A 22,965-nucleotide genomic window follows, 5' to 3' on the forward strand; every position below is an offset into this window, starting at 1 on the left:
AATTATCCGTGAATAATAGAGGGGACAACTATGGGCGCATGGGGATATGGCAACTTTGAAAATGACGATGCGATGGATTGGGTGGCCGATCTAGAAGGCTACTCAGACGATGGCATGATCATTGACACGCTCAACACGATTATTGACCAAGCAGATGACTATCCCGAAGCTCCAGAATGCTCAGGTGCTGTAGCTGCAGCGGAAACAGTGGCAGCGCTTCTAGGGGAACCCCACGAAGATTGCCCAGATGAAATTGATGCATGGGCTGAGGAGCGAACCTCCCCTTCAGCGACATTGGTGGCTAAGGCCAGGCAAGCGGTGGAAGTAATTATGTCTAACTCTGAACTCAAGGATTTATGGAAAGAATCAGAGGATTTTGAGGCTTGGCAATCGAGCTTGGAGGATTTGCTAACGCGATTGCCCTATTGATAAAGTCGGCATCTAACGCAACAATGCACCTTTATTAGGTATCAGGAGGGCAACTCAATTACTTGTGATTACCCTCCTGGTTCAGGAATAAGTGGCAGCGTTGCTAATCTTCTTTCCACTTAATGAGCGATTAAGTTAGAGTTCATTTGAACAAAAACCACAGCCATTAAGATTGCTAGAATCGCCAAAACCAGCTCTAACGGAAAAGAACACGTGGGAGGTTTGGAACAAGGAAGTATGGCACTCCTGGTTCGAGGCGGAACTGGGCGCACAAATGGCTGCACTTCACGAGTAGAGCAATTGGATAACACCGATGGCGTTCTCCCCCGATGGGGTGGCCGGATTCTGGAGGGACGACGGGCTGGACGACTCATCGGCGGCCAATCCTTTTAACGTCACCATCAAAGGTGGGCACTGATAAGACAAAAGGATCGGTTGAATAGGTTAAAGCCTGTTCTTCTAGAATCCCTATTGCAATTTCTTCCCCCATTCGTAAACTATCGTAGTAGTCAGTGAAATAATGAACCCCTGCCATATCCCGGCCAATGGAGATATTTGCGGCAAGCTTGTTAAGTTCTCCTTCCAGAGTAAGTGCCGCTTTTCGAGAGCACTTATCTAGATTGTTGCCAGATTGGTTAAGTGCTGGGGCTCGGAACTCAATTGGACTATCACCAGAAGTGTATCGAGCAAACTTGACTTCAGTTCTTGGGCCATTAGGCTTTGGATCCTTAATGTCCCTTTCCACCAACACAGCACTAGTATCGAAGAATGCTTTGAGTATGGTCACACACGCTCCAGCAACTGTTGCATGGCCTGCACCATATGCAGGGTGCATGGGTGAACCTTCAGGAAAAGCCATCGGTAAGAAATTTGTACCATTACCAGGACCTCTTTCAATTTGAGTCAGCGTTTCTTGAAGCTCGGTTTTAAAGGCGCCAATATTTTTAGATAATTCTGGTGGTACTGGAGAAACATTATCCCGGATGAGTTCTATCCGTGCTGCTAAAGCTTCAGGTCTTAACCGAATATGATTGTTGAATTTCTGAAAGCGAACTGCTTTTAATGCTCGTGTTGCAACTTCAGTGACCAAATTCAAAATATGAGGTCCGCCATACAGTGCAAATCCACCAGCATTTCGGCGGGTGCAAGGATCGCTTGCGGCTGCACCTACCCCCGACAAATGATCAAAACCTGGATCAAATGGAGTTCCCATTTCCAGGAGGATGATGCAAGCATTTAGATATGCTTCATAAAGTGCATCGTAGTGAACATAGGTGGCTAAATCTCGGGGTGTTGATATAAATCGTCGGACTGGGCGACCAGAAGGACCTGGTACATAATTTTCTGGGTCGGGCCTTATCCCTCGCTGAACTTCTACATAATCGTCCATTTTTATCATGTAATCTTCTTTAGGCTTAGCCGCAGGAACTCTCTGGTCTATTTGCAAGACTCCATAGGTAATTAGGCCTTCATTAACATTACCGTTGCCATTTCGGTCTGTGTTGCCTATCAAAAGAAACTGAGAGAGATAGGGGCCAACTTCAACCCCTGGTGAGGAACCCCGGAATACGGTTTGTGCATCTAGTTTGCCAGCATTAGTACCAGTAGTACTAACTTTACGAGGCCGCCCTGTTTGATTTTTAACGTAACTTAAGTTGTTTAGACGTCCTAAAGATTGAGTAATCTCAGGATTTTCCTTTCCATTTTCAAAGGCATTGAAGGGTTGATCTCGGAGAATCGCTAATTCATAAACTTCTGCCATTTCTAGAACTAGTTCAGGATTGGGATTCCCATTGGCATCTAGTAACGGCGGGGCTGGTGGCATGGTTACGGCTTGGGCATCAGGTCCTTCTAACTCAAAGACAACGCCTGCAGTGGGGGCTTCCCATTGCCTAAAGTTGTTCGGTGGATGTTCTACCCGTTTTAATTCTCCAGAGAAAACTTCATATAAAGCGCCATGCTTAACCGATGTTGAGAAAGGATCGATCAAGCCATCATCGATGGCTCGACGGAACTCGACGAAATCTTGTGGGTCTTCAAGGAGTCCGGTTTTTGGGTTATGAGGGAGTCCCTTTGTGAAGGACATAAAGTATTTTGCGCCAGCATATCTCTGTTCATCGCCGTTGGCCTGATGGTCAGGATGATTTCGACTTCTAGCTAGCTCTGCGGCTTCAACTCGAACTGCATAGGAATCTTGTCGACGATCTGTCATAGAAATCTTCCTTTGGTATCTTTAGGAGTAGTGGGTTCTGTGCTTCTAGATAAGCTGTCAGGGACAAGCAAAAAAATTATGCAGGTTTAGCAAAACATCACATTATTAGGAGTAATGATTTCGTTCGATATCATCAGAAGAAAAATTATATAAATCCACCTCAGCTATTAACCTTCTCTATTGGGATGTTTCATTCTTCCCTGTTAAGTTCATTTATGGAGAGCTTGTCCAAGGTCTCTGACCTTTCTTGCAGGCAAATTGAAAGTCTTATTAATAATTGATTACCTTTAAAATCATCAGTAAACAGAACAATCTTTTGCGTCTACAATTGATTGAGGCTTTGCGATCGCATCCTGTTTAGTACGGTAGGGATTGTGTCACCTCTTCCAATTTCTTTCTTCCGATAGATGCGCTTCATCTCCCCAATCTCTAAGCTACGGGGGTCTGAGTGAGTTTAGTTTTTCAAATCAATATGTGATTTAGGTTTCGTTCTAATTGGCCCTTCGAGTGGTAATCTGCAATACAACCATTGAGTCTTGCAACCGTAAATTTTGTGATTTAGTCGGCAGCTAAAAGCTCATGCCTCAAGAACCATCTGGTGGAGACCGCTCTCCACGACCATTCCGCCGCCTCTGGCTGATTCTGTTTAGTCGCCCAGTGATAGGCACAGCCCTCGTACTAGTCGCAATTTTGATCGGGGTGGGTTGGCGACTCTTAGGCTTTATTAACAAAGAGCTTGCCCCTCAGATCGCAAAGGAACTCAGCAAATCTCTTAACCGCCCAGTGCTATTGGGCGATGTCCAAAGCTATTCACTCACAGGATTACAGTTTGGGCCGTCTTCAGTCCCTGCTCATTCCTACGAGCGTAACGGTCGCACAATCGAAGATAAGGATGCTGGCAGTGTTCAAGCGGTCAATGTTCAATTCGATGTCTGGAAAACCTTATGGACTCGAACACTCAATTTAGACGTCACGCTGGTTGATGCGGAACTCTATCTTGACCAAACAGCGGATGGCGAATGGATTTCAACCACCCTTACCCAAGAAGATTCTGAAGGCTTAGTCAAAATTCAGCTTGATTCCCTCAGTGTTGATGGGGGAGAAGCGGTGATTGATCCCTATGGTGCAGAAGCACGAACCCTGTCGGATTTAAAAGGCACCCTTACGCTCCATGACAATAACGAGAAGCTGAAGGTTGAGGGGAATGGGACTCTGGACTCTGGTGGCAAAGCCAGACTCAAAGGGGAGTGGTTGCAGCCTAACCAAACATTGAAGTTAGATGTCAAGGCAAAGCAAGTTCAAATTACGCCTTTAATGGGGTTTGTACCAACTAATATCCCGATTCAAGTTCGTTCTGGCGAAGTGGATGGAGACTTTAAGCTCAAGTATCAACCCCAAGAGCCCATTCTATTAAGTGGCATTACTGAAGTTAAAGATGCAGATATTCGGGTCCCTGAACAGAATATTTGGGTAAAGGCAAAAGAATTTCAGGGAGAATTAGAGGTCGAATATTCGCCTGATCAGCAACTTCCCAAGGTCGGGGGAGACGCCCAGTTTCGATCGGCAGATCTACATGTTCCTGAAAATTTACTGTTTCAAAATGGGCGTTCTAAGCGTCAGCAGCTTCGTCGCACAAATGGCACCTTAACCTTCCTAAAGGAGCAAGAACGCTTGCAATTTGAGGCCCGAGGCACCATTGCTAGCGGGGGAAGATTACGAACTAAAGGTGAAACGACCCTGGATTTAAAAAAGATTAAAGTCTCAATATTGGCCCAAAATGTATTTGCCCCTATTTTTGATCGGGCGTTTCAAACGCCGGTGGCGATTCGCTCGGGTCTGGTGGATGCCAATGTCACTTTATATCTAGATCAGACCAAACGACCCAGCATGCGCGGCACTGCTCGCATGAAAGATATTGATGCTCAACTCATTGGTCTTCCTAAGTCGTTTTATGATGCCAATGGTTTTATCCGCTTAAGGGGGTTAACCGCCACCTTAGAAGGGGTGACCGCTCGGTATGATCAAGTTCCCGTTGCCGCCAAAGGTTCGATTGATATTGATCGAGGCTATGATCTATCTGCTCGTATCCCTGGCCTGGATGTCAATACTGCCCTCGCGTCCTTAGAAGTACCTGCATTGCCTGTCCCCCTTGTGGGTGAGGTGAGTATCCCAGAAATTCGAATTACCGGCCCAATTAATCGGCCATTTATCTCTGGGGAAGTCGTGATGGCCTCTGGCACCCAGATTGATCGAGTCCCCTTTGAGACGATCAAAGCCCAGTTCACGTTAGATAATCCATCTTTGAAGGTCACCCGTATCTTGGCAGTCCCTGAAGCAGGGGGCGAGATTACGGGCACGGCCCGCTACAACCTATTGCCAGGGGCAGATCTGGTAGCGGATGTCGATGTTGTGGGGTTGCCAGGCGATGAAATTGCATCCCTATATGAGGTGCCCTCCGGCTTAACTATTGGTCCGATTAACGCTCAGACCCAAGTCCGAGGACAACCCGAAGATTTACGCACTCAAATTGCCTTTCAAGTGCCGCGTGCCACCTACCCTACCAATGGCGAAATGCGATTACGGAAAGGAATTACTCGCCTAGATAATATTGTGGCTCAGGTGGCAGGCGGGACTGCTCGACTGGATGGGTATTTTGATCAGCACGATCTAAAGGCTGATGTCAGACTAGCGGGTATTGGCCTGTCTACCTTTTCTACCGACTTAAAGGGCGCTTTGAGTGGTACTGTCGCCCTCAATGGCCCGATTGCTGCGCTGAGTACCGATACCCTGCGGGCGCAAGGCCAAGTCAATTTTTCCCAGGGCATTTCGTTGATTGAACAGCCGCTGGATGCTCGATTCCGATGGACGGGGCGTCAGGTTGTGGTGCAGTCAGCGACGGCAAAAGGGTTCCGAGCAGATGGAACCATTGATGCTGATTTACAGACCCCCCAAGGCCCGCAAATTACGGCCTTGGATCTCAATATCAAGGCGGACGATTATGATTTACGAACGCTAGCGGCGTTAGGACCCACTGCCATCCCTCTAACCGGACAGGCCGATCTCACTGGGCGCATCACCGGGACGCCTGAAGCGCCCAATTTAGTGGCGACTCTCCAGTTAGAGGATCTGGCGGTATCTCAGTTCCGGTTTGAGCCGATCATGAAAGGTAATTTGGCCTTTGGCCAAGGGGTTGAGATGGATGTGGGAGGGGAGCGCGATCGCATCAATGTCTCCCTCAATTCTCAATTCCTACCTAATTCATTCCTGATTCGCAGAGATCAGGCGTTAGCCAAAGGCACCACGCAAGGCAATATCCTCCAGGCAGAGGTGCAACAATTTCCACTGCAAGCCTTTAATTTAGGTTCCATCGCTAATTTAGGTTTAGGAACTGTCTCTGGAATTGCTTCTGGGCAATTTAAAGCCAATTTAAAGCAGCAGACCCTAGAGGGCAACTTTGCAGTTGATCAACCGGCCCTCAATCAAATCCAAGCCCAAACCCTGACAGGCAAAATTCGCTATCGGGATGGCATCGCCAGCCTAAGCCAAGGAACCTTGCTGAAAGACGAGAGCCAATATATCCTGAATGCGACGTTTATTCCTAGCGATAATCCCAAATATTCGGGCAATTTAGCCATCACCAAAGGGGATATTGCCGATGTGGTTGCCGTGTCCCAAGCGATTGATTTTACAACCTTAGGAGCAGCCCCCCCCAAAGTTTATGGGACCGCAGCCGATCTACAAACGATTCCAGTGGGCGTTAATGGTCCCTTACTGACTCAACTTCGTCGATTCTCAGAAATTCAGCAATTAGCCATTCTCCAGGCCAACCAACAAGAGCAAAGTTTGTTCGCCTTAGATGGCTTAACCGGGCAATTTGGCGGCCAAATTGACTTTGCAGGCTCGGTCAAAACGGGAGTCAACGCAGATTTTGATATCCGTGGACAAGCGTTTAATCTGGGCTTGTACAGCATTGAACAGCTGATTGTCAAAGGGAAACTGGAAGAGGGTCTCCTGAGTTTGCAGCCCCTGCGGATTCAATCAGGGGAGAGTTTATTGGCCTTTCAAGGACAGTTAGGCAGCACTTACCAATCGGGCCGACTCCAGCTCCAAAATGTCTCGGTCGAACCCATTAATCCTTTCTTAGACTTGCCGGTTAAAGTCACCGGTAAACTCAATGGCACCCTCGACTTGGCTGGCAACTTGGATAATCCTCAACTAGACGGCCAGTTTGAACTGATAGAGGGACGTTTAGAGGACTCCGTCATTAATCGCGCTCAGACCAAGCTGAGTTATAAGCAAGCACTCCTGAAAATAGACAGTCAGGCTCGCATTAACGGCTCTCAACCGTTGATTCTTAAAGGTGAAGTCCCCTATGCGCCCTTTTTCTCGTCTGTAACTCCCACCACAGATCAAGTCTCTCTGACCGCGAATATTCGAGATGATGGCTTGTCTCTACTGAGCTTATTTACCGACCAAGTGGCGTGGAAGGGCGGCAAGGGTGCGCTGGATGTGCAGGTTAAAGGCACGATTGATCAGCCGATTGTAGACGGTACGGTCCGTTTTCAAGATGCCAAACTGCAAGCCGCTGCCCTAAAACAACCCCTCACCCAACTCAACGGCACCATCCAGTTTGATCGCAATTTAGTGACTATTCCGCGCTTGTCCGCCAACATTGACGAAGGCCAGTTAGAAGCCACCGGCAGTCTGCCGATTTTCGAACCTTCAAATCAGCAGGCCCTAGCAGTCAAATTGGCAGATTTAGACTTGAATGTTCAGGAACTCTATCAGGGCGGGGTAAAGGGTGCCATTGCTGTTCAGGGGAGTGTTTTTCAACCGCTCGTGAGTGGAAAGCTACAACTCTCCAACGGTAAGGTTAAATTAGCCAATGCGAATGCCGCTCAGAGCCCCTCTCCAGGCGCAACTCCCACGACAGGCAGTCCGCTTTCCTTCAACAATTTAGTGGTTCAAATTGGCGATAATGTCAAAATTTCGCAACCCCCCGTCCTCAGCTTTATTGCTAATGGTGACCTCACCATCAATGGTTCTGTGGACAAGCCTTTGGCGGATGGCGTTGTTCGCTTTCGCAAAGGATCCATTAATCTGGTGACGACCCTCTTTAGTGTCGATCCGAGGCGAGAGAACTATGCAGCGTTTGACTCTCGATTCGGCTTAGATCCCTATCTGAATATCGGTATGAAAACCACTGTCACCGAAGTGGTCCAAGCCTCAAACACAGATCTTAATGAGTTTGCCGAATTGCCCTCCAGCGCCATTGGTTCAGTCCAATCGGTCAAAGTTAGGGCGGCAGTCGATGGACGGGCCAGTGAACTCCTGGCCAAATTTGATGATGTGGTTACCCTGAGTAGCCGACCCAGTCGAACCACCCCTCAACTTATTGCTTTGCTGGGTGGGGGGATTGATCGATCACTCCAGGATGGTCAAGCAACTCAAGCAGCCGCCAATATTGCTAGCTCTGCTGCCTTTTCGAGCATACAGCAAGCTATCAATGATGCCTTGGGGAGTCGCGCAAGCTTTAGAGCCTTTCCCGTTCTCCTCCCCAATCAGAATAACAATCAGAGTTCAGTGCTCGCGTTTGGAGCAGAATTGGGCTATGACATCACCGATCGCTTTTCTGCCTCAGTTTTGCAAATTCTAACAGGGGTAGATGAGCCGACCCTCTTTAATTTAAGCTACGAGATCAACAATCAACTAAGAGCTAGAACTTCAGTCAGTAGTGATGGAGAAGCGGTTGGCGTTCTGGAATATCGAATTCGTTTCTAATCCTCGGTACAATAGCTGTTTTCAGTAGACCGCCATGTTTTTCAACCGACTGCTCCCCTGGCGCTCCCGACTCTTGAGGGCGAACGCTTATCGACGTTTGTGGCGTTGGGGCTGTCTTGCCCTTCTAACCGCAAGCTTAATTCTCTTCAGCCCTCCCCGTCCCCATTCCGTTGTTGCTCAGACGTTTGCAACAGAAACGGTAGAAGTCGATGGCATTCCGTTGTTTGAATTGAGTTCTTCAAAAGAATTTCCGGCTGAGGATCGGGTTAAAGAAGTTAACCGACGCTTACAGGATTTGGTCAGTGCATCTACCCAAGCCCAGGTCACGATAGATTTTTCTGAGGACTTACCCGTTCTGAAAGTTGATGTAGGAACTCAACAGCCCTTGTATTTATTAACGGTCAATCGTCAGGATGCTAAGGGATCTACCCCAGTAGTGACGGCCAGAACTTGGCAAAAAAAATTGCAACAGGCCATTGATCGGGGCCAGGATGAGCGAGCGAATCTTTGGCGGTTAATTGCTATTGGTGCCCTATGCCTCTTGTTAGCGTTAATTGCCCACTGGGGGATGGGATGGTTTTGGCGCCAAAAGCTATTCAAGCTCTTGCCTCAAGCGACGGTCGATCCGACAACGGGAGATCAGCCTCAAAGCCTGAGATTTCTGCTAAAAGTCATCTTCTTTTGTCTGCGGATTACCCTGTGGGTGGTCACAATTGGCTTTATTTGTGGATTGTTTCCCTGGACCCGCAACGGCATCTATTTATTCATCAATGCTCTCGTTCAAACCTTTTCAACGCCGTTTATCCCTGCAGGCGAAAAATCTTATTCCGTTTTGGACGTCGCATTGCTTCTGCTTTTACTGGCCGGGTTGATGAATTTGGCTAAAACGGTGCAGCATTTGTTGCGATCGCGCGTGTTAGGAGCCACAGGATTGAATCGAGGGGCCCAAGAAGCCGTAGCTTTTGTCGCCAACTATGTTTTGCTATTCATCGGCGCCATGGTGTTATTGCAGCTTTGGGGATTTGACCTGAGTTCCTTAACGGTTTTTGCAAGCGTCCTGGGGGTGGGGATTGGTCTAGGGCTGCAAGGGTTTGCCAAGAACTTTATTAGTGGGATGGTTCTGATTTTTGAGCAACCCATTAAGGTAGGGGACTTTGTGAAGGTAGGAGATTACCAAGGGACAGTCGAGCGGATTAATGTCCGCAGCACGGAGATACGCACCCTGGATCAAGTCTCTATCATTGTTCCTAATTCGGAGTTTTTAGAATCTGAGGTGGTGAATTGGGATCATGGTACCTCCATTTCCCGTCTGCAAATCCCGGTAGGCGTTGCCTATGGCACTAACCCAAAACAGGTCAGAGAAGCGCTGATGGACGCAGTGTCTGACTATGGTTCAGTGCTCAATGATCCACCCCCCCGAGTATTTTTCACTGAGTTTGGTGATAGCTCATTAGATTTTTTACTGCTGGTGTGGATCGATGAGCCCGAAAAACAGTTTGCAATCAAGAGCGATCTGAATTTCAGAATTGAGACTATTTTGCGCCACCGAGACATCGAAATTCCCTTTCCACAGCGAGATCTACATGTTCGGTCTGGCAAGTTACCCTTAGATCTGCCAGAACCGTTAATGACGTCCTTGACCCAACTCTCTCAAAATTTAGCAGTTTGGTTGCAGCAGCAGTCTCCAACAGGAATTGTTTCAGAGACTAATGCGGCTGAAACGATAAATTCTACCCACCCAGAGGATGGGAATCGCTAATTGATGCTCCTTGCCATCAGAATATTGCCAAACAGTTTTGGCCCTGTATAGGCCAGGTTGATCCAATAGAAGTATGGCCGTTTTCTGAAAGTATTTTGAGGCCCGACTTTGCCAACATCATGGTCAGTCTACTTGACACAAGTGAACGGACTCGGATAGCGTGAGGACTGGATTTCTAAATAAGAATATTTTTCATTAAATACCTAAGCTTAGATGGTTACTAATCTTTCCAAAGCCTCAGTCATCAGCGCAGTCAGCCTACTGACCTTAGCTAGCGGATGTACCAATCAAAATCCCCAAACGAGCGGTGACAGCAAAGTTGTCAGTGTATACTCTGCACGACACTATGATACTGACCGTGCCTTGTATCAAGATTTCACCAAACAGACTGGGATCGAGGTCAAGCTGCTAGAGAGTAAAGACAATGAGCTGCTAGAACGCATTAAGAATGAAAGTAATAGCCCCCAAGCAGATGTCTTAATTACGGTAGATGCGGGTCGTTTGTGGCGGGCCGAGCAATCTAAGCTGCTGCAACCAATTAGTTCCAACACCCTCAACGAAAAAATTCCAGAGAATCTCCGCCACCCTGATGGCCTATGGTTTGGTCTGACTAAGCGGGTGCGCATGTTGGTCTATAACAAATCCAAGGTCAAGCCTACGGAACTTTCGACTTATGAAGCTCTGACTGAGCCTGCCTGGAAAGGAAGGGTGTGTATCCGCAGTTCCAACAATATCTATAATCAATCTCTCCTAGGATCCTTTATTGAATCGAAAGGAGAAACGGAAACCGAAGCCTGGGCAAAAGGATTAGTCGCCAACTTAGCACGGCCCCCCAAAGGAGGGGATGTTGACCAAATCAAGGCTGTGGCCGCTGGTCAATGCGACGTCGCCATTGTGAATCATTACTATGTGGCTCGTTTAGCCCAATCCAAAAATCCTAAGAACCAAGCGATTACTGAAAAAGTTGGGGTCTTTTTCCCCAATCAGGATGACAGAGGAACCCACGTCAATATCAGTGGGGCAGGTGTTGTTGCAAATGCCCCCCATAAAGAGCATGCGATCGCATTTATGGAATACTTGACCAGCCCCGAAGCTCAAAAAATCTTTGCAGATGCTAACAACGAATATCCTGCAGTAATTGGTGTAGAAGCCTCACCAGCCCTCAAGCAGTATGGCGAATTCAAATCAGACACCATTAATGTCAGTGCCTATGGTCGCAACAATCCCGAAGCCACAAAAATTGCAGATAGAGCCGGATGGCCATAATTTGGCTAAGGTTTACTCACCCATTATTTGCAACGAAACAGTTCGCTGACGAGGACCATCCAGTTCGAACAAAAGAATAGATTGGTAGGTCCCGAGTGCTAACTTCCCGGAGATGATGGGAACAACTTCACTGGATGAAAGGGTAATTGCCATTAAGTGAGAATGAGCATTCTTTGGTTCATTTTCTGGAACATCCCGCAAATGAAGATCATTATGCAGATAACGCTGATTCGCAGGAGCAAGCTTGCGTAAATAAACTTTAATGTCCTCAAGGAGTCGCTCTTCAAACTCATTGATCGCCAGGGCAGTAGTAGTATGGCGAGAACAGATCAGGATTTGACCATTTTGAACTGAGTGAGCATCTATAAACGTTTGGATCTCTGGAGATAAATTGTAGATACCCATCCCTTGAGCTGTTTCCAAATTCAGCAATGTATGAACAACGACCATGGGATGCATCAGAAAAGAGCCACTCGTTTAAGATACACCGTTTTCATCTCGCCACAAATCGCCTTCTGACTAGAAAAGACGGATAGAGCGCTGTGAACTCTGCAGTCAAAATCCTTAGCTTAGAGCTATCCAGATCACGGAAGTATTGAAGTGGGTGAACAAGTTAAGGAAGGGGGCTGTTGTGAGAGGTCTTGATAGCAATACATATTCCGTCCTTCTGCTTTCGCTTGATATAGCGCTTGGTCGGTGAGTTCAATCAAGGTGTCGATTTCTTGCTCTGCTTGGGGGATAACTGTTGCAATCCCCAGGCTCAGAGTAATGTATTGGCTTACGGACGAAACCTCGTGGGGAATCTGCAAATTTAGCACTTCTGAACAAATTGCGATGGCAACTTTTACGGCCCCTTGGGCTGGGGTAGACGGCAAAACAATTGCGAACTCTTCTCCCCCATAGCGAGCCACCAAATCATCTGGTCGATGGACCGCCTTTTGGATGGCTTGGGCGACTTGGCGCAAACAATCGTCCCCCGCTTGGTGACCATAGTGATCATTAAATCGTTTGAAATGATCGACATCACACAAAATTAAGGACAGCATTTGATGTTCTCGCTGAAGCCGCCTCCAAGCTTGCTCTATTTCTTGATCAAATCGATATCGGTTGGCCACCTGAGTCAAACCATCTACATGGGCAAGGCGATGGAGAGAGGCATTGGCCTCGGCCAGTTTCGCTTCTGTGCGTTTGCGCACTTCAATTTCTCGCTGTAGCTTCAGGGTCAAATCCCGTAAGCTTAAATGCACCCTCACTCGTGCTAAAACTTCCGCTTCTTCGAAAGGCTTTGTGATATAGTCAACTGCGCCTAATGATAGCCCTTTCACCTTGTTCACTTGATCGCCCAGAGCAGTCATAAAGATGACCGGAATATCAGCGGTTCGTGGATCCGCTTTTAACCTTGCGCAGGTTTCCAGACCATCCATCCCAGGCATTTGAATATCGAGTAGAATCAAATCCGGCAAGGCGTGGGACAGCTGTTTCAAAGCCTTATTACCACTTTTCGCGACCCAAACGGTAAACCCTTGATCTCTTAGGGTTTGGGCCAAGATCGATAGGTTCGTCGGCACATCATCAACAATAAGGATATTGACAGACTGTTGGGAATCAGACATATCAGGTAAAACAGACTAAGCCCACGTGACCACATGGTATATCCGTGTGCATCGCTGCTAACAAATCTACAACTAAATGTTTCTATTGTGATGGCCCATAGAATTCGCAAACTCCGAGAAATTACCTAAATTGGGAATAACCCACAATGGACTAAATATATTTGAGCTCAACCCAAGAATTGAGAATTTTTGTGTATCGGGCCACAACGACTAGCGCCTGCCATTGCCTTTACTGAATCGCCATCGGTCAGTGAGATGGCGACAACAAGTAGGATTGTCCCAGCACAGCACAACTCAAGTCTTCATTTGCGAATTTAGCCGTAACGGAACAGCATTAGAAATGCTCTTCGTCAGCAACTTCCTGTAAGAACGCTTGAATATTGTTAATTTCAAACTTTTCTGACCAATCTAAGATTTTCTGGCAAAAGTCATTATATTGTGGGTTCGCTGATTGAAGGGCGGATAGTTGATCTATGATCTCGAAAACACTCCCTTTATTCGCCAGATCTGTGAGTTGCACTATGGTTGCTTGAGAAGGACAACGCATTGGCTGCAGAGAAAGAGGCTGATGTTGCCGATCCGTATTGCCCTCATTATCAGGTTTCTCAACCCATTCAAAATCTAGAAAATCCTGTAGTTTCTTAAGCAAGGCACCGACTTGTACCGGTTTAGCCAGAAAATCGTCGCAGCCTGCCTCCAAACTCCGGGCTTGATCCAAATGAGACACACTTGCTGAAGACATGATAATCGGAATGCCCTGGATGGATAAAGTTTGGCGGATTGCTTGGGTCATTTTACAACCATCCTGATTCGGCATCATTAGGTCAGAAATAATCAGATCAGGTTGGCACATTAAAGCAATGTCTAATCCCTCCTGGCCATTCCTAGCCGTATAAACTTCAAACCCAAGGTCCGTGAGTAAGTCAATCAGTCCGGCGCAAGTTTCTAAATGATCGTCGACGATCAAAAGCCTACGAGTCTGACCACTATATCCAGAAAGGTTGTTATGGTTGTCGAGTTCGGCTAGAGACTGATCGAGTTGGACGACAGGAAAATCCAGTGTTAATGAGAAGACACTGCCTTTACCAGGCTGACTCGTGACAGATAACGAGCCCCCCATCATCTGGGTTAGGTTATGGCTAATGGCTAACCCCAGACCGGTGCCTTGATGATGTTTGCTCGCCTGGCCCACCTGTTCAAAGGGCAAGAAAATCTTAGGCAATTCATCTGATGCAATCCCAATTCCCGTATCGATGACTTCAAAGAGAATGGATTGAACAGGGTTCGCTGTTTTATTGAGAGCCTGCCCCTTAAGAGGCGGGCCTTCAGATGCTAGAGAAACCTTGAAGATGACAGTCCCTTGATCGGTGAATTTCACAGCATTGCTCAGGATATTTATCAGAATCTGGCGTAACCGTTTGGGATCCGCTTCAATTCCAGTCGGTAAGTTAGGGGCAAAGTCTGGGTACAGTTCAATCCCTTTCTCTAGGGCTTTGATGTGGAATACTTCAGTAACATTTGTGAGTAAGCCAGGGAGATGGAGTGCTTCGGGAGCAAGCCCCAGTCTTTGAGCCTCGATTTTAGCGACATCCAACAAATCTTCAATTAGGGTGAGCAGATGTTGACCACATTGATGGATAACCTGAATTCCCTTCTGATCTTGGGTATTCATTGAGGGAGAACGCTTCAGGATTTGAGCATATCCCAAGATGCCATTCAGCGGTGTCCGCAATTCGTGGCTCATGTTGGCTAAAAATTCACTTTTGGCCCTATTGGCAGCTTCTGCATCCTTTTTAGCGAGTAAGAGTTCCTGATTTTGCTGAGACAATTGTTGACTTTGGGCTTGTTCTTGTTCCAAGAGTTTTGCGTGGGCTAGGGCAATTCCCACTTGATTGGCAACCGCTTCTAGGAGTTCTATTTCATCTGAGGTCCACTGATGGACTAAGCCTACTTGGTCTGTGGGGGACAACTGTAAAAATTCCTGACGACTCATTCGCTGTCGACAATGCTGAAGCACAATTGCTCCGTTGGGATGTCCTTGGTAGGAGGTCCGAACCGCCAGCAGAGATTTAAGTTGGATACGTCGATCGTCTGGGATAGCAGTCGTAATGAGGGGATCGGTATAGACGTTAGCTGTAACCAGGGCTTTTTCTTGGGAAAGCACCTGTTGGGCATGGGGCAATTTATCCACAGGGATATTGACCCCCAACATGGAATCACAACCTGGTTCCAGATATTCAGCCACAATGGGGAATTGTTCAGTTGGTCCAGCCGTGTAACTATGAATATGACATCGACTCACCCCAAATACTTCACCAATCATTTGCACCGCTGTAGCCAGAATTTTGGCTGAGTCCAAACTTTCTCGAATGTCTGCGGTGATATCCCGCAACAGCATTTCTCGCTGGATTTGTTTTTCTAACAGTATTGCCGTTTGTTTACGTTCGGTGATATCGCGGGCTATAGCACAGAAAAGGTCTTGATCTTTGAAGCAAAAGTGGGTTGAGGTAATTTCAACCGGGATATCTCGGCCAGCTTTCGTTCTGTGTATTCCCTCAAAGCTTTGAGATCGATCGATGATCAACTGCTCTAAGTGCTCTCTCAATTGAGTCGGAGAGAACAATGGATCAATATCCCAGACATGCATGCTTTGCAGTTCTGCTTTCGTGTAATGCAACTGCTGACAGGCGCGATTATTGATATAGAGAAATTTTCCGTTGTGATCAAAGAGAAAGATGCTGTCGTTGGCTTTCTCGAGACTGTATTGAGCGAGTTCTAGAGCTTGCTGAGCTTGTAGACGTTCAATTTCTGCTGCTGCTCGGGCGGCGAAGATTTGCAGAATCATCTCATACTCAGAAATATTTGCCAAAGGAGCAGTGTCTATGATGGCCAAATGCCCTAACACCTGACCTGCAGCATTCAAAATGGGCAGTCCAATATAACTTTCAGCGTCCAGCGAGACTAAGTTGGCATCATGGGGATAATGCTGCTGGATAGAATCTAGGTAGATACAAGTTTCTCCAGCAATAACCGCTTGGCAAGGGGAATCTTCTAAGCGATACTCGATGTTGTCCCCGAAATGATCCCCTTGCCAGAAGGCCAAGGTTTGAACTCGATCCTTAGCCCCGCCCACCCGCTTGGTAATCATGGCGTAACGAACCCGCAGGGCACCCGCTAATGCCCGAGTGCAGGTGCGAAAGAATTCTTCACCCACTTTTGTGGCGGTTCCTTCCAAAATAAGTCGCAGAGCTTCTTTGGGCCGTTGACTTTCGGTGATATCTTCGTAGAGTCCCAGGATGCCAACCACGTCTTGTTGGCTGTTGAACAGTGGGAGCTTACTAGTTTCCAACCAAGCCTGGCGTCCATCTGCTTGAATTTGTGATTCAACGATTCGAGACTCCGGCGCGTTGTGGGTCATGACCTTGCGATCGCACTGGCGATACCAATCTGCTTCTGCCTGCGACCAGGGCAAATCATAATCCGTCAAGCCCACAATATCGTTGGGATCGGACAAGCCAGCATCCTCGGCAAAGGCCATATTGCAGCCCAGATAGGTGGACTCCCGATCTTTCCAGAAAATGGCTTGGGGAATCGTATCCAAAATCAATTGCAACAACTGCTGAGACTTTTGGAGATCGGTTTGGGTGCGCTGGAGTTCCGCATAGGTTCGCTGTTGTTCTTGGCGTAAAAGCTGGTTGAGGGAGATTTCTGCGCGTTTGCGATCGCTAATATTTTTTTCGTTGACCAGTAAAGCGAGCCCTCCCGTATGAGGATTTTGGGTCCCGCGCACATCTATACCGTGCCATTCCAGTCCTTGAAGCGTTGTCACCTGGACCTCAACACTAAAGACATCTCCCGCCTGGACCATCGCCATCGCCTGATGGGCCAAATCTGAGTCCTGAAATCGATGGGCAAAGGTGGGCTGGGGGGCCAAGTGCACCTCATCTCCATAGCACTGCAAGGCCGCAGGATTCTGGAGAATCGCCCGACCCTCCAGATCGTATAGGGAGATCATGACCGTGGTATGTCGGAGGGCTTCTAAGGAGCAGAGGCTATCCACATCTACTTGCTCTAGGGCGTCGGTCACGCCTTCGGCCAACATGGCTAGCCGCCCCGATTCTATGGCAATGCCAGAAAAAACACAGCGCACAGAGACTGCCGCCCCCCCTTTCGGATAGAAGGTCCATTGCTCCGTAATGGATTCTCCCTGTTCAAATTGATGTAGATAAGACTGCAATCGGATCACAGTCGATTCAGAATAATCGCTCCAATCTCGGTGTAGGAGTTCTTCTAAGTTGTTGGCATTCCACAACCCTAACGCTGCTGTATTGGCCCACCACATCCGCATCTGTTCAATATCAAAGATCCAGACCGGAGTGGATAACCGATTCAATATAGCCAGCTCAGCAGGCGTAACTCCCGAGGATAATGAAGAACTCACAGAACAGATGGCCATCAATCACTGACTTTAGACTGCCCAGATTAGTCCCATTTCATCGCCTTGTAGACGAGCAGTCTGGATCATCTCCCAGCCGATTTGGGCAGAATCAGTCTAAAATTGTTAAATAATTTTGAAGTTTTCTCAACCTCAAGAGGGATATCCCTGCAGGTTTGTCCACTCAATTTCTATCCAACTTCTTTACTCCTGGAACCTAGTATGACGCTCCTTCCCATTCGTAACGTCGCCATTATCGCCCACGTTGATCATGGCAAAACGACCCTGGTTGATGCCCTGCTAAAGCAAGCTGGGACCTTCCGGGAAGGAGAAGATATTCCCGATTGCGTTATGGATTCCAACGATCTGGAACGGGAGCGAGGCATTACCATTTTGTCCAAAAATACGGCGGTGACCTACAAAGAGACTTTAATTAATATCGTCGATACCCCGGGTCACGCCGACTTTGGGGGAGAAGTTGAACGGGTCCTGGGCATGGTTGATGGTTGTCTGCTGATTGTAGACGCCAACGAAGGCCCCATGCCCCAAACCCGATTTGTGTTGAAAAAAGCCTTGGAAAAGGGCTTGCGACCGATCGTGCTGGTGAATAAGATTGACCGCCCGCAAGCCGACCCCCACGGCGCGGTGGATAAAGTGTTGGACCTCTTTATCGAACTGGGGGCCGATGATGATCAATGTGATTTTCCCTATCTATTTGCCTCAGGGTTAGATGGCTATGCCAAAGAAGATTTAGATGCCCCTGGTGAAGATATGAAACCCCTGTTTGAGTCCTTCCTTCACCATGTTCCACCTCCTGTTGGCGATCCCGAGAAGCCTCTCCAGCTCCAGGTGACCACCCTGGATTATTCCGATTATCTGGGTCGAATTGTGATTGGCAAGATTCACAACGGCACCCTCAAGATGGGACAGCAGGCGGCTTTAATCAACGATAAGGGGGAGATGATCAAGGCCAAAGTCAGTAAGCTGATGGGCTTTGAAGGGCTTAGGCGCGTAGAGTTAGAGACTGCTTCTGCCGGTAACATTGTTGCGATCGCAGGGTTTGCCAATGCCAATATCGGTGAAACCATTACCTGTCCCAATGAGCCTCAGGCCTTGCCGCTAATTAAGGTGGATGAGCCGACCCTGCAAATGACCTTTTGCGTCAATGATTCGCCTTTTGCCGGTCAAGAAGGAGATTTTGTGACGTCGAGACAGCTTCGCGATCGCCTGATGCGGGAACTGGAAACCAATGTTGCCCTGCGAGTAGAAGAAACAGACTCCCCAGATCGCTTTGCCGTCTCCGGTCGGGGGGAACTCCACCTAGGCATCTTAATTGAAACCATGCGCCGAGAAGGCTATGAGTTCCAGGTTTCTCAACCTCAGGTAATCTATCGTGAAGCGAATGGCCAACCTTGCGAACCCTATGAGTACCTGGTGTTGGATGTGCCGGAAGAGGCAGTGGGTGGCTGTATCGAACGGTTGGGGCAGCGACGGGGTGAGATGCAGGATATGCAGGTCAGTAATGGCCGAACTCAACTTGAATTTGTCATTCCAGCTCGGGGCTTAATTGGCTTCCGTGGTGAATTTATGCGCCTTACCCGAGGGGATGGCATTATGAACCACAGTTTCCTGGACTACCGAGAAATGGCAGGGGATATTTCATCTCGCCGGAATGGTGTGATTGTTGCCTTTGAAGAAGGAACTGCGACCTTCTATGCCCTCAAGAATGCCGAGGATCGGGGGTCCTTCTTTATTGAACCTGGCGTCAAAGTTTACAAGGGCATGATTGTCGGTGAACATAACCGCCCTCAAAATCTAGACCTCAATGTTTGTAAAACAAAACACCTGACCAACCACCGGAGTTCCACAGGGGATGAGTTGGTGCAGTTGCAGGCCCCCGTCGATATGAGTTTGGAGCGGGCCCTGGAATATATCGGTTCTGACGAACTGGTAGAAGTGACCCCGGAATCGGTGCGTCTCCGAAAACTGGAGAAGAAGAAGTTGGCCAAACGCTAAACATTCGCCCTGAATACAGAGCAGAGAAACGCTTGACCCACACAAGGCTTTCTCTGCCCGCTGATAAGATTGCCTGAATCCTATCCCCCCCAACTACGCAGAACATTTCCCAACCCAACACCGATAAACGTCGCCATCGCATATCCCAAGGTGCCACACAGAATGGCTGGGGTGACCAATCGATCCCACCGTCGAGCCGTAGCCATCGCTGCCGCTGTCGTTGGTCCACCCGTATTGGCATTTGAGGCAACTGCTATTTCCACAAGATTGAGGCGAAATAGCCAACCCGCCCCCAACAAGAACAGTAGATGCAGGGTCAAAATCAATGCCGCCATTAGGAATAAGATGGGTCCCACCTGAAGCACAACCCCAATATTGGCACTCGCTCCAATGGCAGCAAAAAAAATTTGCATCAGTAGCTTGCCCAGAGTTTCTGCCACAGACAGTCGACTCAGCACTGAAGCAAACAGGGTCGCCAAGGCCACAATTAATATCGTGATAACCAAAATAGCCACACTTGGGATACCGATAAAGGTAGCGATTCCCTTGCCAGCTGCACAAATAAGAGCACTCAAAGTCAACGCAACACACATCGGTAGCAGCGCATTACTCGCCGGAGACACCGCAGCTCCCAATGGGGCAGGGGCAAAGCTCGTTCGCGCTCCCTGACGGTAAAAACGGTTTAACCCGCCGATAGAAGGCAAGGTAAAGAGCAACAGAAAATACAACATCATCACCAGGTTGTCCGCTGCTACCCCTGCACTGAGGAGATCTCCCGATCTCAGCCCTACAGCTTCCGCCGTAGCCGCAAAGTTAACGGATCCACCAATATAGGTGGCACAAAATACAGCAGCCAGTTGCCAACCTCCATCCCCCAACGGCAGAACCAGATAAGCTGCGATCGTGCCCAGCACAGTGCCAATCGCACCGAGCATAAATGCCAATAGGGTCGGCCCTGTTTCCCTGACAATGCGCCGTAAATCCGCTTGAAAAAGGAGGAGTGGAATGGCAAAGGGGACCAGATACGTCCAAACGGCATCATAGGTCGGAGCACCAATAGGAATGATCCGAAGATTTGACAGAATAAAGGTTACCAACAGGGTGGTTACAGCACCCGAGATCCTAGCCCCCCAAGCTGTACGCTCAGCCCATACGCCTAGCGTGGCAGCAGACATCAGGATTGCCCACAATGCAAAATCTTGGTCTGAACCGATCAGTGAATTGGGCATGAGTCACAGAGAAAGACAGATCTGATAGGAAACTTATGGACATCCTATCGGTCTTTGAGCACCCCCATGACAGTTCCTTGCATTATGGTGGATGACTGGCCATTGGCCCTGCTTCTCTCACCACCAAAAAAGCAAAATCTTAAGAGTTTTAATTACTTTTCTGAACTGGCAATGAGGCTAACCATAATGTTGCCATTACAGCGAAAAACATTAAGACTAAATCTATCGTTCGACACATTTCTGGTGGCCAAAATCCTCTAACCATTGCCACTAACAAAGCAAATTTAAAACCAACATATTCCAGAACAACAACTGTAAATCCAACAAGAGGTAGATGGGCTTTCATATAGATAGACCGATAAAGGTTACGAATACAATTAATTTGAATCTCAAATAGCAACGACGGTAGCCGTCAAACAATTTGTTCAAGGATGGCACCAGAAACCAAGCATTGATGTATAAATTGCTGCAATTCAAGTAGATTCACACCTAAGTCCATCACAATCAATTTACAAAAAGTCGATTTTGAGCAATACTAGTGCTGTATTGAATCATGACAAAACCAGCTATATAAAGCCATTTGGCATCATAAATAACAGCAGCAATTATTCTCCTGCCTTCCAAGATTCATGAGATTCAAGTTGCCTGTATTGTTCCCTCTCTCATTTAATTTTTTACCTGCATTTCTAAATTCAATCCATTATTTCAATTTAGAAAGCAGTTAAAAAAGAATGAATAATTTCTCAACTGCACACCATTATTGGGATTCAGATTTAACAATAGTTTTTCCTATTGACCTAGGTTTAATTCAGCCCAAATTTGTTCCTAGGCAATAAGAAGCTTACGCTTTCTTGCTTAAAATCAATCCTATTCAAGGCTAGAGAGTTTCTAGTAAAAATAAAGTTTTGTATATTTAAGTCCTATTGTAATAGGATCTATTTCTTCATCATTCACTTACCTATAGTTTGCAAAAAAATGTTCCCAGTAAAAATGAGTCATTCGATACAGAATCTCAGGGTGGTCCACCATCAAACAACCCCCATTTCTAAGAGCTAATTTCTAAAGAAGGTATAAAGCGGACAAGTTAAGTCAGAAGCGTGTGGGCCATTGTCAGGGCTGTTTCAAGTTCCTGAAAGAAAATCTGAAACCAAGATTCTTGTGTACCCAGACTTCCCATAACACTGTTGCTATCTCACGAATTTCTAGTGCTTTTGAATTACCTCTGGTTAACTTAAAACAGCCCTGACGGTAAGCTAGCTAACCTAATCCGTCCAGGATTACATTTCCATCAGAAATTAGTGTTGGTTTGTTTATATCGTTCCCGATTATATCGACATAATGACTTGTGTTTTATCCGCTACAAACCAGGTGTTGTTTGAGCAAATAGAGCGGCAAAATCAGAGGTGGGCAGGGCTTCATCTTCCTCGCGGGTAACGACATCAAAAGCCTTGTTTTGAGCATTGGGTTCGAGTAAAGCCTGAACAACCACCTCAGCCACATCCGCCCGAGGTAGCTTATGGGGCATATTTTGTTCTGGGATAAAGAATGAGTCATCTTTACCCACTAGAATTTCACGGTGTCCCCCCCGCTCATCGATTAATCCCCCTGCCCGGACAATAGTGTAATGAATGCCTGAATCAATTAAATATTGTTCAGCCTGCCGCTTCCAAATCAGAACATTGCCATTTCCAAGGGTGTTGAGGTAGTGATTTTTATCCGTACCCCCCATCGAGCCCACTTGGACAATGTGCTGAACACCAACGGCAACAGCTGCATCAATTAAATTTCGTTGACCGTTATAGTCAATATCTTCTGGATAGGCTCCAGGTAGAAATTCAAATTCGGGTCTTTGCCCCGGTTGAGGGGGACCTTTCATCACCAGAACAGAACTGGATAGAATCACTAGGGCATCACAACCTGCGATCGCGCGATCAATACTGGCGCGATCCATCACGTCCCCAATCTCCACCCCGTCCACAGAACCCAACTTTTCTTGCGCCTTTTCTGCAGAACGGGCAAAGCACACAACCTCGAATCGATCAGTGCGTTCGCGGAGTTTATGCACAACAATCGATCCAGTTTGCCCTGTTGCCCCTGTGACTAATACTTTTTGGATCGCCATAGCTTCTGACCTTCTCTATCCAAGCATGATCTACGTGTATCTCCTTGACTTTATCAGAAGCAGATCAACAGATTTACCTTTGATGAAACAGGTTCTTGTAGAT

General features: G+C 47.4%; 13 protein-coding genes. 6 read left to right on the forward strand and 7 right to left on the reverse strand.

Translation table 11 applies throughout. The features are described from left to right. Positions 1-30: 30 nt before the first annotated feature. Together Q0991_RS23625 and Q0991_RS23630 are read left to right on the forward strand one after the other, a co-directional pair. On the forward strand, positions 31-429 hold the full coding sequence (locus Q0991_RS23625; protein WP_299493288.1) for a DUF4259 domain-containing protein: 399 nt from the start codon (positions 31-33) through the stop codon (positions 427-429). 237 nt (positions 430-666) lie between these two features. Beyond that, complete coding sequence (locus Q0991_RS23630; RefSeq protein ID WP_299493290.1) at positions 667-822, forward strand: hypothetical protein; 156 nt, start codon at positions 667-669, stop codon at positions 820-822. Here Q0991_RS23630 and Q0991_RS23635 read toward each other — a convergent pair. Next, positions 800-2,641 (reverse strand): vanadium-dependent haloperoxidase, encoded by a 1,842-nt coding sequence (locus tag Q0991_RS23635; protein WP_299493293.1) that lies wholly within the window; start codon positions 2,639-2,641, stop codon positions 800-802. The two genes, Q0991_RS23630 and Q0991_RS23635, sit on opposite strands and share 23 nt — an antisense overlap. Before the next feature lie 579 nt (positions 2,642-3,220). On the opposite strand from Q0991_RS23635, the gene Q0991_RS23640 reads away from it, so the two are divergent. The 3 genes from Q0991_RS23640 (at position 3,221) to Q0991_RS23650 (ending at position 11,447) form a co-directional block, all read left to right on the forward strand. After that, on the forward strand, positions 3,221-8,422 hold the full coding sequence (locus Q0991_RS23640) for a translocation/assembly module TamB domain-containing protein (protein ID WP_299493295.1): 5,202 nt from the start codon (positions 3,221-3,223) through the stop codon (positions 8,420-8,422). A gap of 34 nt (positions 8,423-8,456) precedes the next feature. After that, the gene (locus Q0991_RS23645; protein ID WP_299493297.1) at positions 8,457-10,181 is read left to right on the forward strand and encodes a mechanosensitive ion channel domain-containing protein; all 1,725 of its coding nucleotides are present in this window, start codon (positions 8,457-8,459) and stop codon (positions 10,179-10,181) included. A gap of 213 nt (positions 10,182-10,394) precedes the next feature. Beyond that, positions 10,395-11,447 carry a Fe(3+) ABC transporter substrate-binding protein gene (locus Q0991_RS23650; protein WP_299493299.1) on the forward strand — a complete coding sequence of 351 codons (1,053 nt, stop codon included), beginning with the start codon at positions 10,395-10,397 and terminating at the stop codon, positions 11,445-11,447. A 12-nt stretch (positions 11,448-11,459) separates the two neighbouring features. On the opposite strand, the gene Q0991_RS23655 is transcribed toward Q0991_RS23650, so the two are convergent. The 3 genes from Q0991_RS23655 to Q0991_RS23665 all read right to left on the reverse strand — a co-directional run bounded on the left by Q0991_RS23655 (position 11,460) and on the right by Q0991_RS23665 (position 17,501). Then, entirely contained in the window at positions 11,460-11,897 is a 438-nt protein-coding gene (locus tag Q0991_RS23655; RefSeq protein WP_299493301.1) for a secondary thiamine-phosphate synthase enzyme YjbQ, read from the reverse strand. A 134-nt stretch (positions 11,898-12,031) separates the two neighbouring features. Further along, positions 12,032-13,060 (reverse strand): PleD family two-component system response regulator, encoded by a 1,029-nt coding sequence (locus Q0991_RS23660; RefSeq protein ID WP_299493303.1) that lies wholly within the window; start codon positions 13,058-13,060, stop codon positions 12,032-12,034. A gap of 334 nt (positions 13,061-13,394) precedes the next feature. Further along, positions 13,395-17,501 carry a PAS domain-containing protein gene (locus Q0991_RS23665; protein ID WP_299493306.1) on the reverse strand — a complete coding sequence of 1,369 codons (4,107 nt, stop codon included), beginning with the start codon at positions 17,499-17,501 and terminating at the stop codon, positions 13,395-13,397. A 216-nt stretch (positions 17,502-17,717) separates the two neighbouring features. Here Q0991_RS23665 and typA point away from each other — a divergent pair, with 216 nt between their 5' ends. Next, entirely contained in the window at positions 17,718-19,511 is a 1,794-nt protein-coding gene (typA, locus tag Q0991_RS23670) for a translational GTPase TypA (RefSeq protein ID WP_299493308.1), read from the forward strand. 80 nt (positions 19,512-19,591) lie between these two features. Here typA and Q0991_RS23675 read toward each other — a convergent pair whose 3' ends face one another. The 3 genes from Q0991_RS23675 to Q0991_RS23685 form a co-directional block, all read right to left on the reverse strand. After that, positions 19,592-20,740, reverse strand: coding sequence for a DUF819 family protein (locus Q0991_RS23675; RefSeq protein ID WP_299493310.1), 1,149 nt, complete (start codon positions 20,738-20,740; stop codon positions 19,592-19,594). A gap of 148 nt (positions 20,741-20,888) precedes the next feature. Continuing rightward, the gene (locus Q0991_RS23680) at positions 20,889-21,086 is read right to left on the reverse strand and encodes a hypothetical protein (RefSeq protein WP_299493312.1); all 198 of its coding nucleotides are present in this window, start codon (positions 21,084-21,086) and stop codon (positions 20,889-20,891) included. Positions 21,087-22,097: 1,011 nt separating this feature from the next. After that, complete coding sequence (locus Q0991_RS23685; RefSeq protein WP_299493314.1) at positions 22,098-22,862, reverse strand: SDR family oxidoreductase; 765 nt, start codon at positions 22,860-22,862, stop codon at positions 22,098-22,100. Positions 22,863-22,965: the final 103 nt, after the last annotated feature.

It is taken from the genome of Acaryochloris sp. IP29b_bin.137 (assembly GCF_028285745.1).
Classification (GTDB): domain Bacteria; phylum Cyanobacteriota; class Cyanobacteriia; order Thermosynechococcales; family Thermosynechococcaceae; genus Acaryochloris.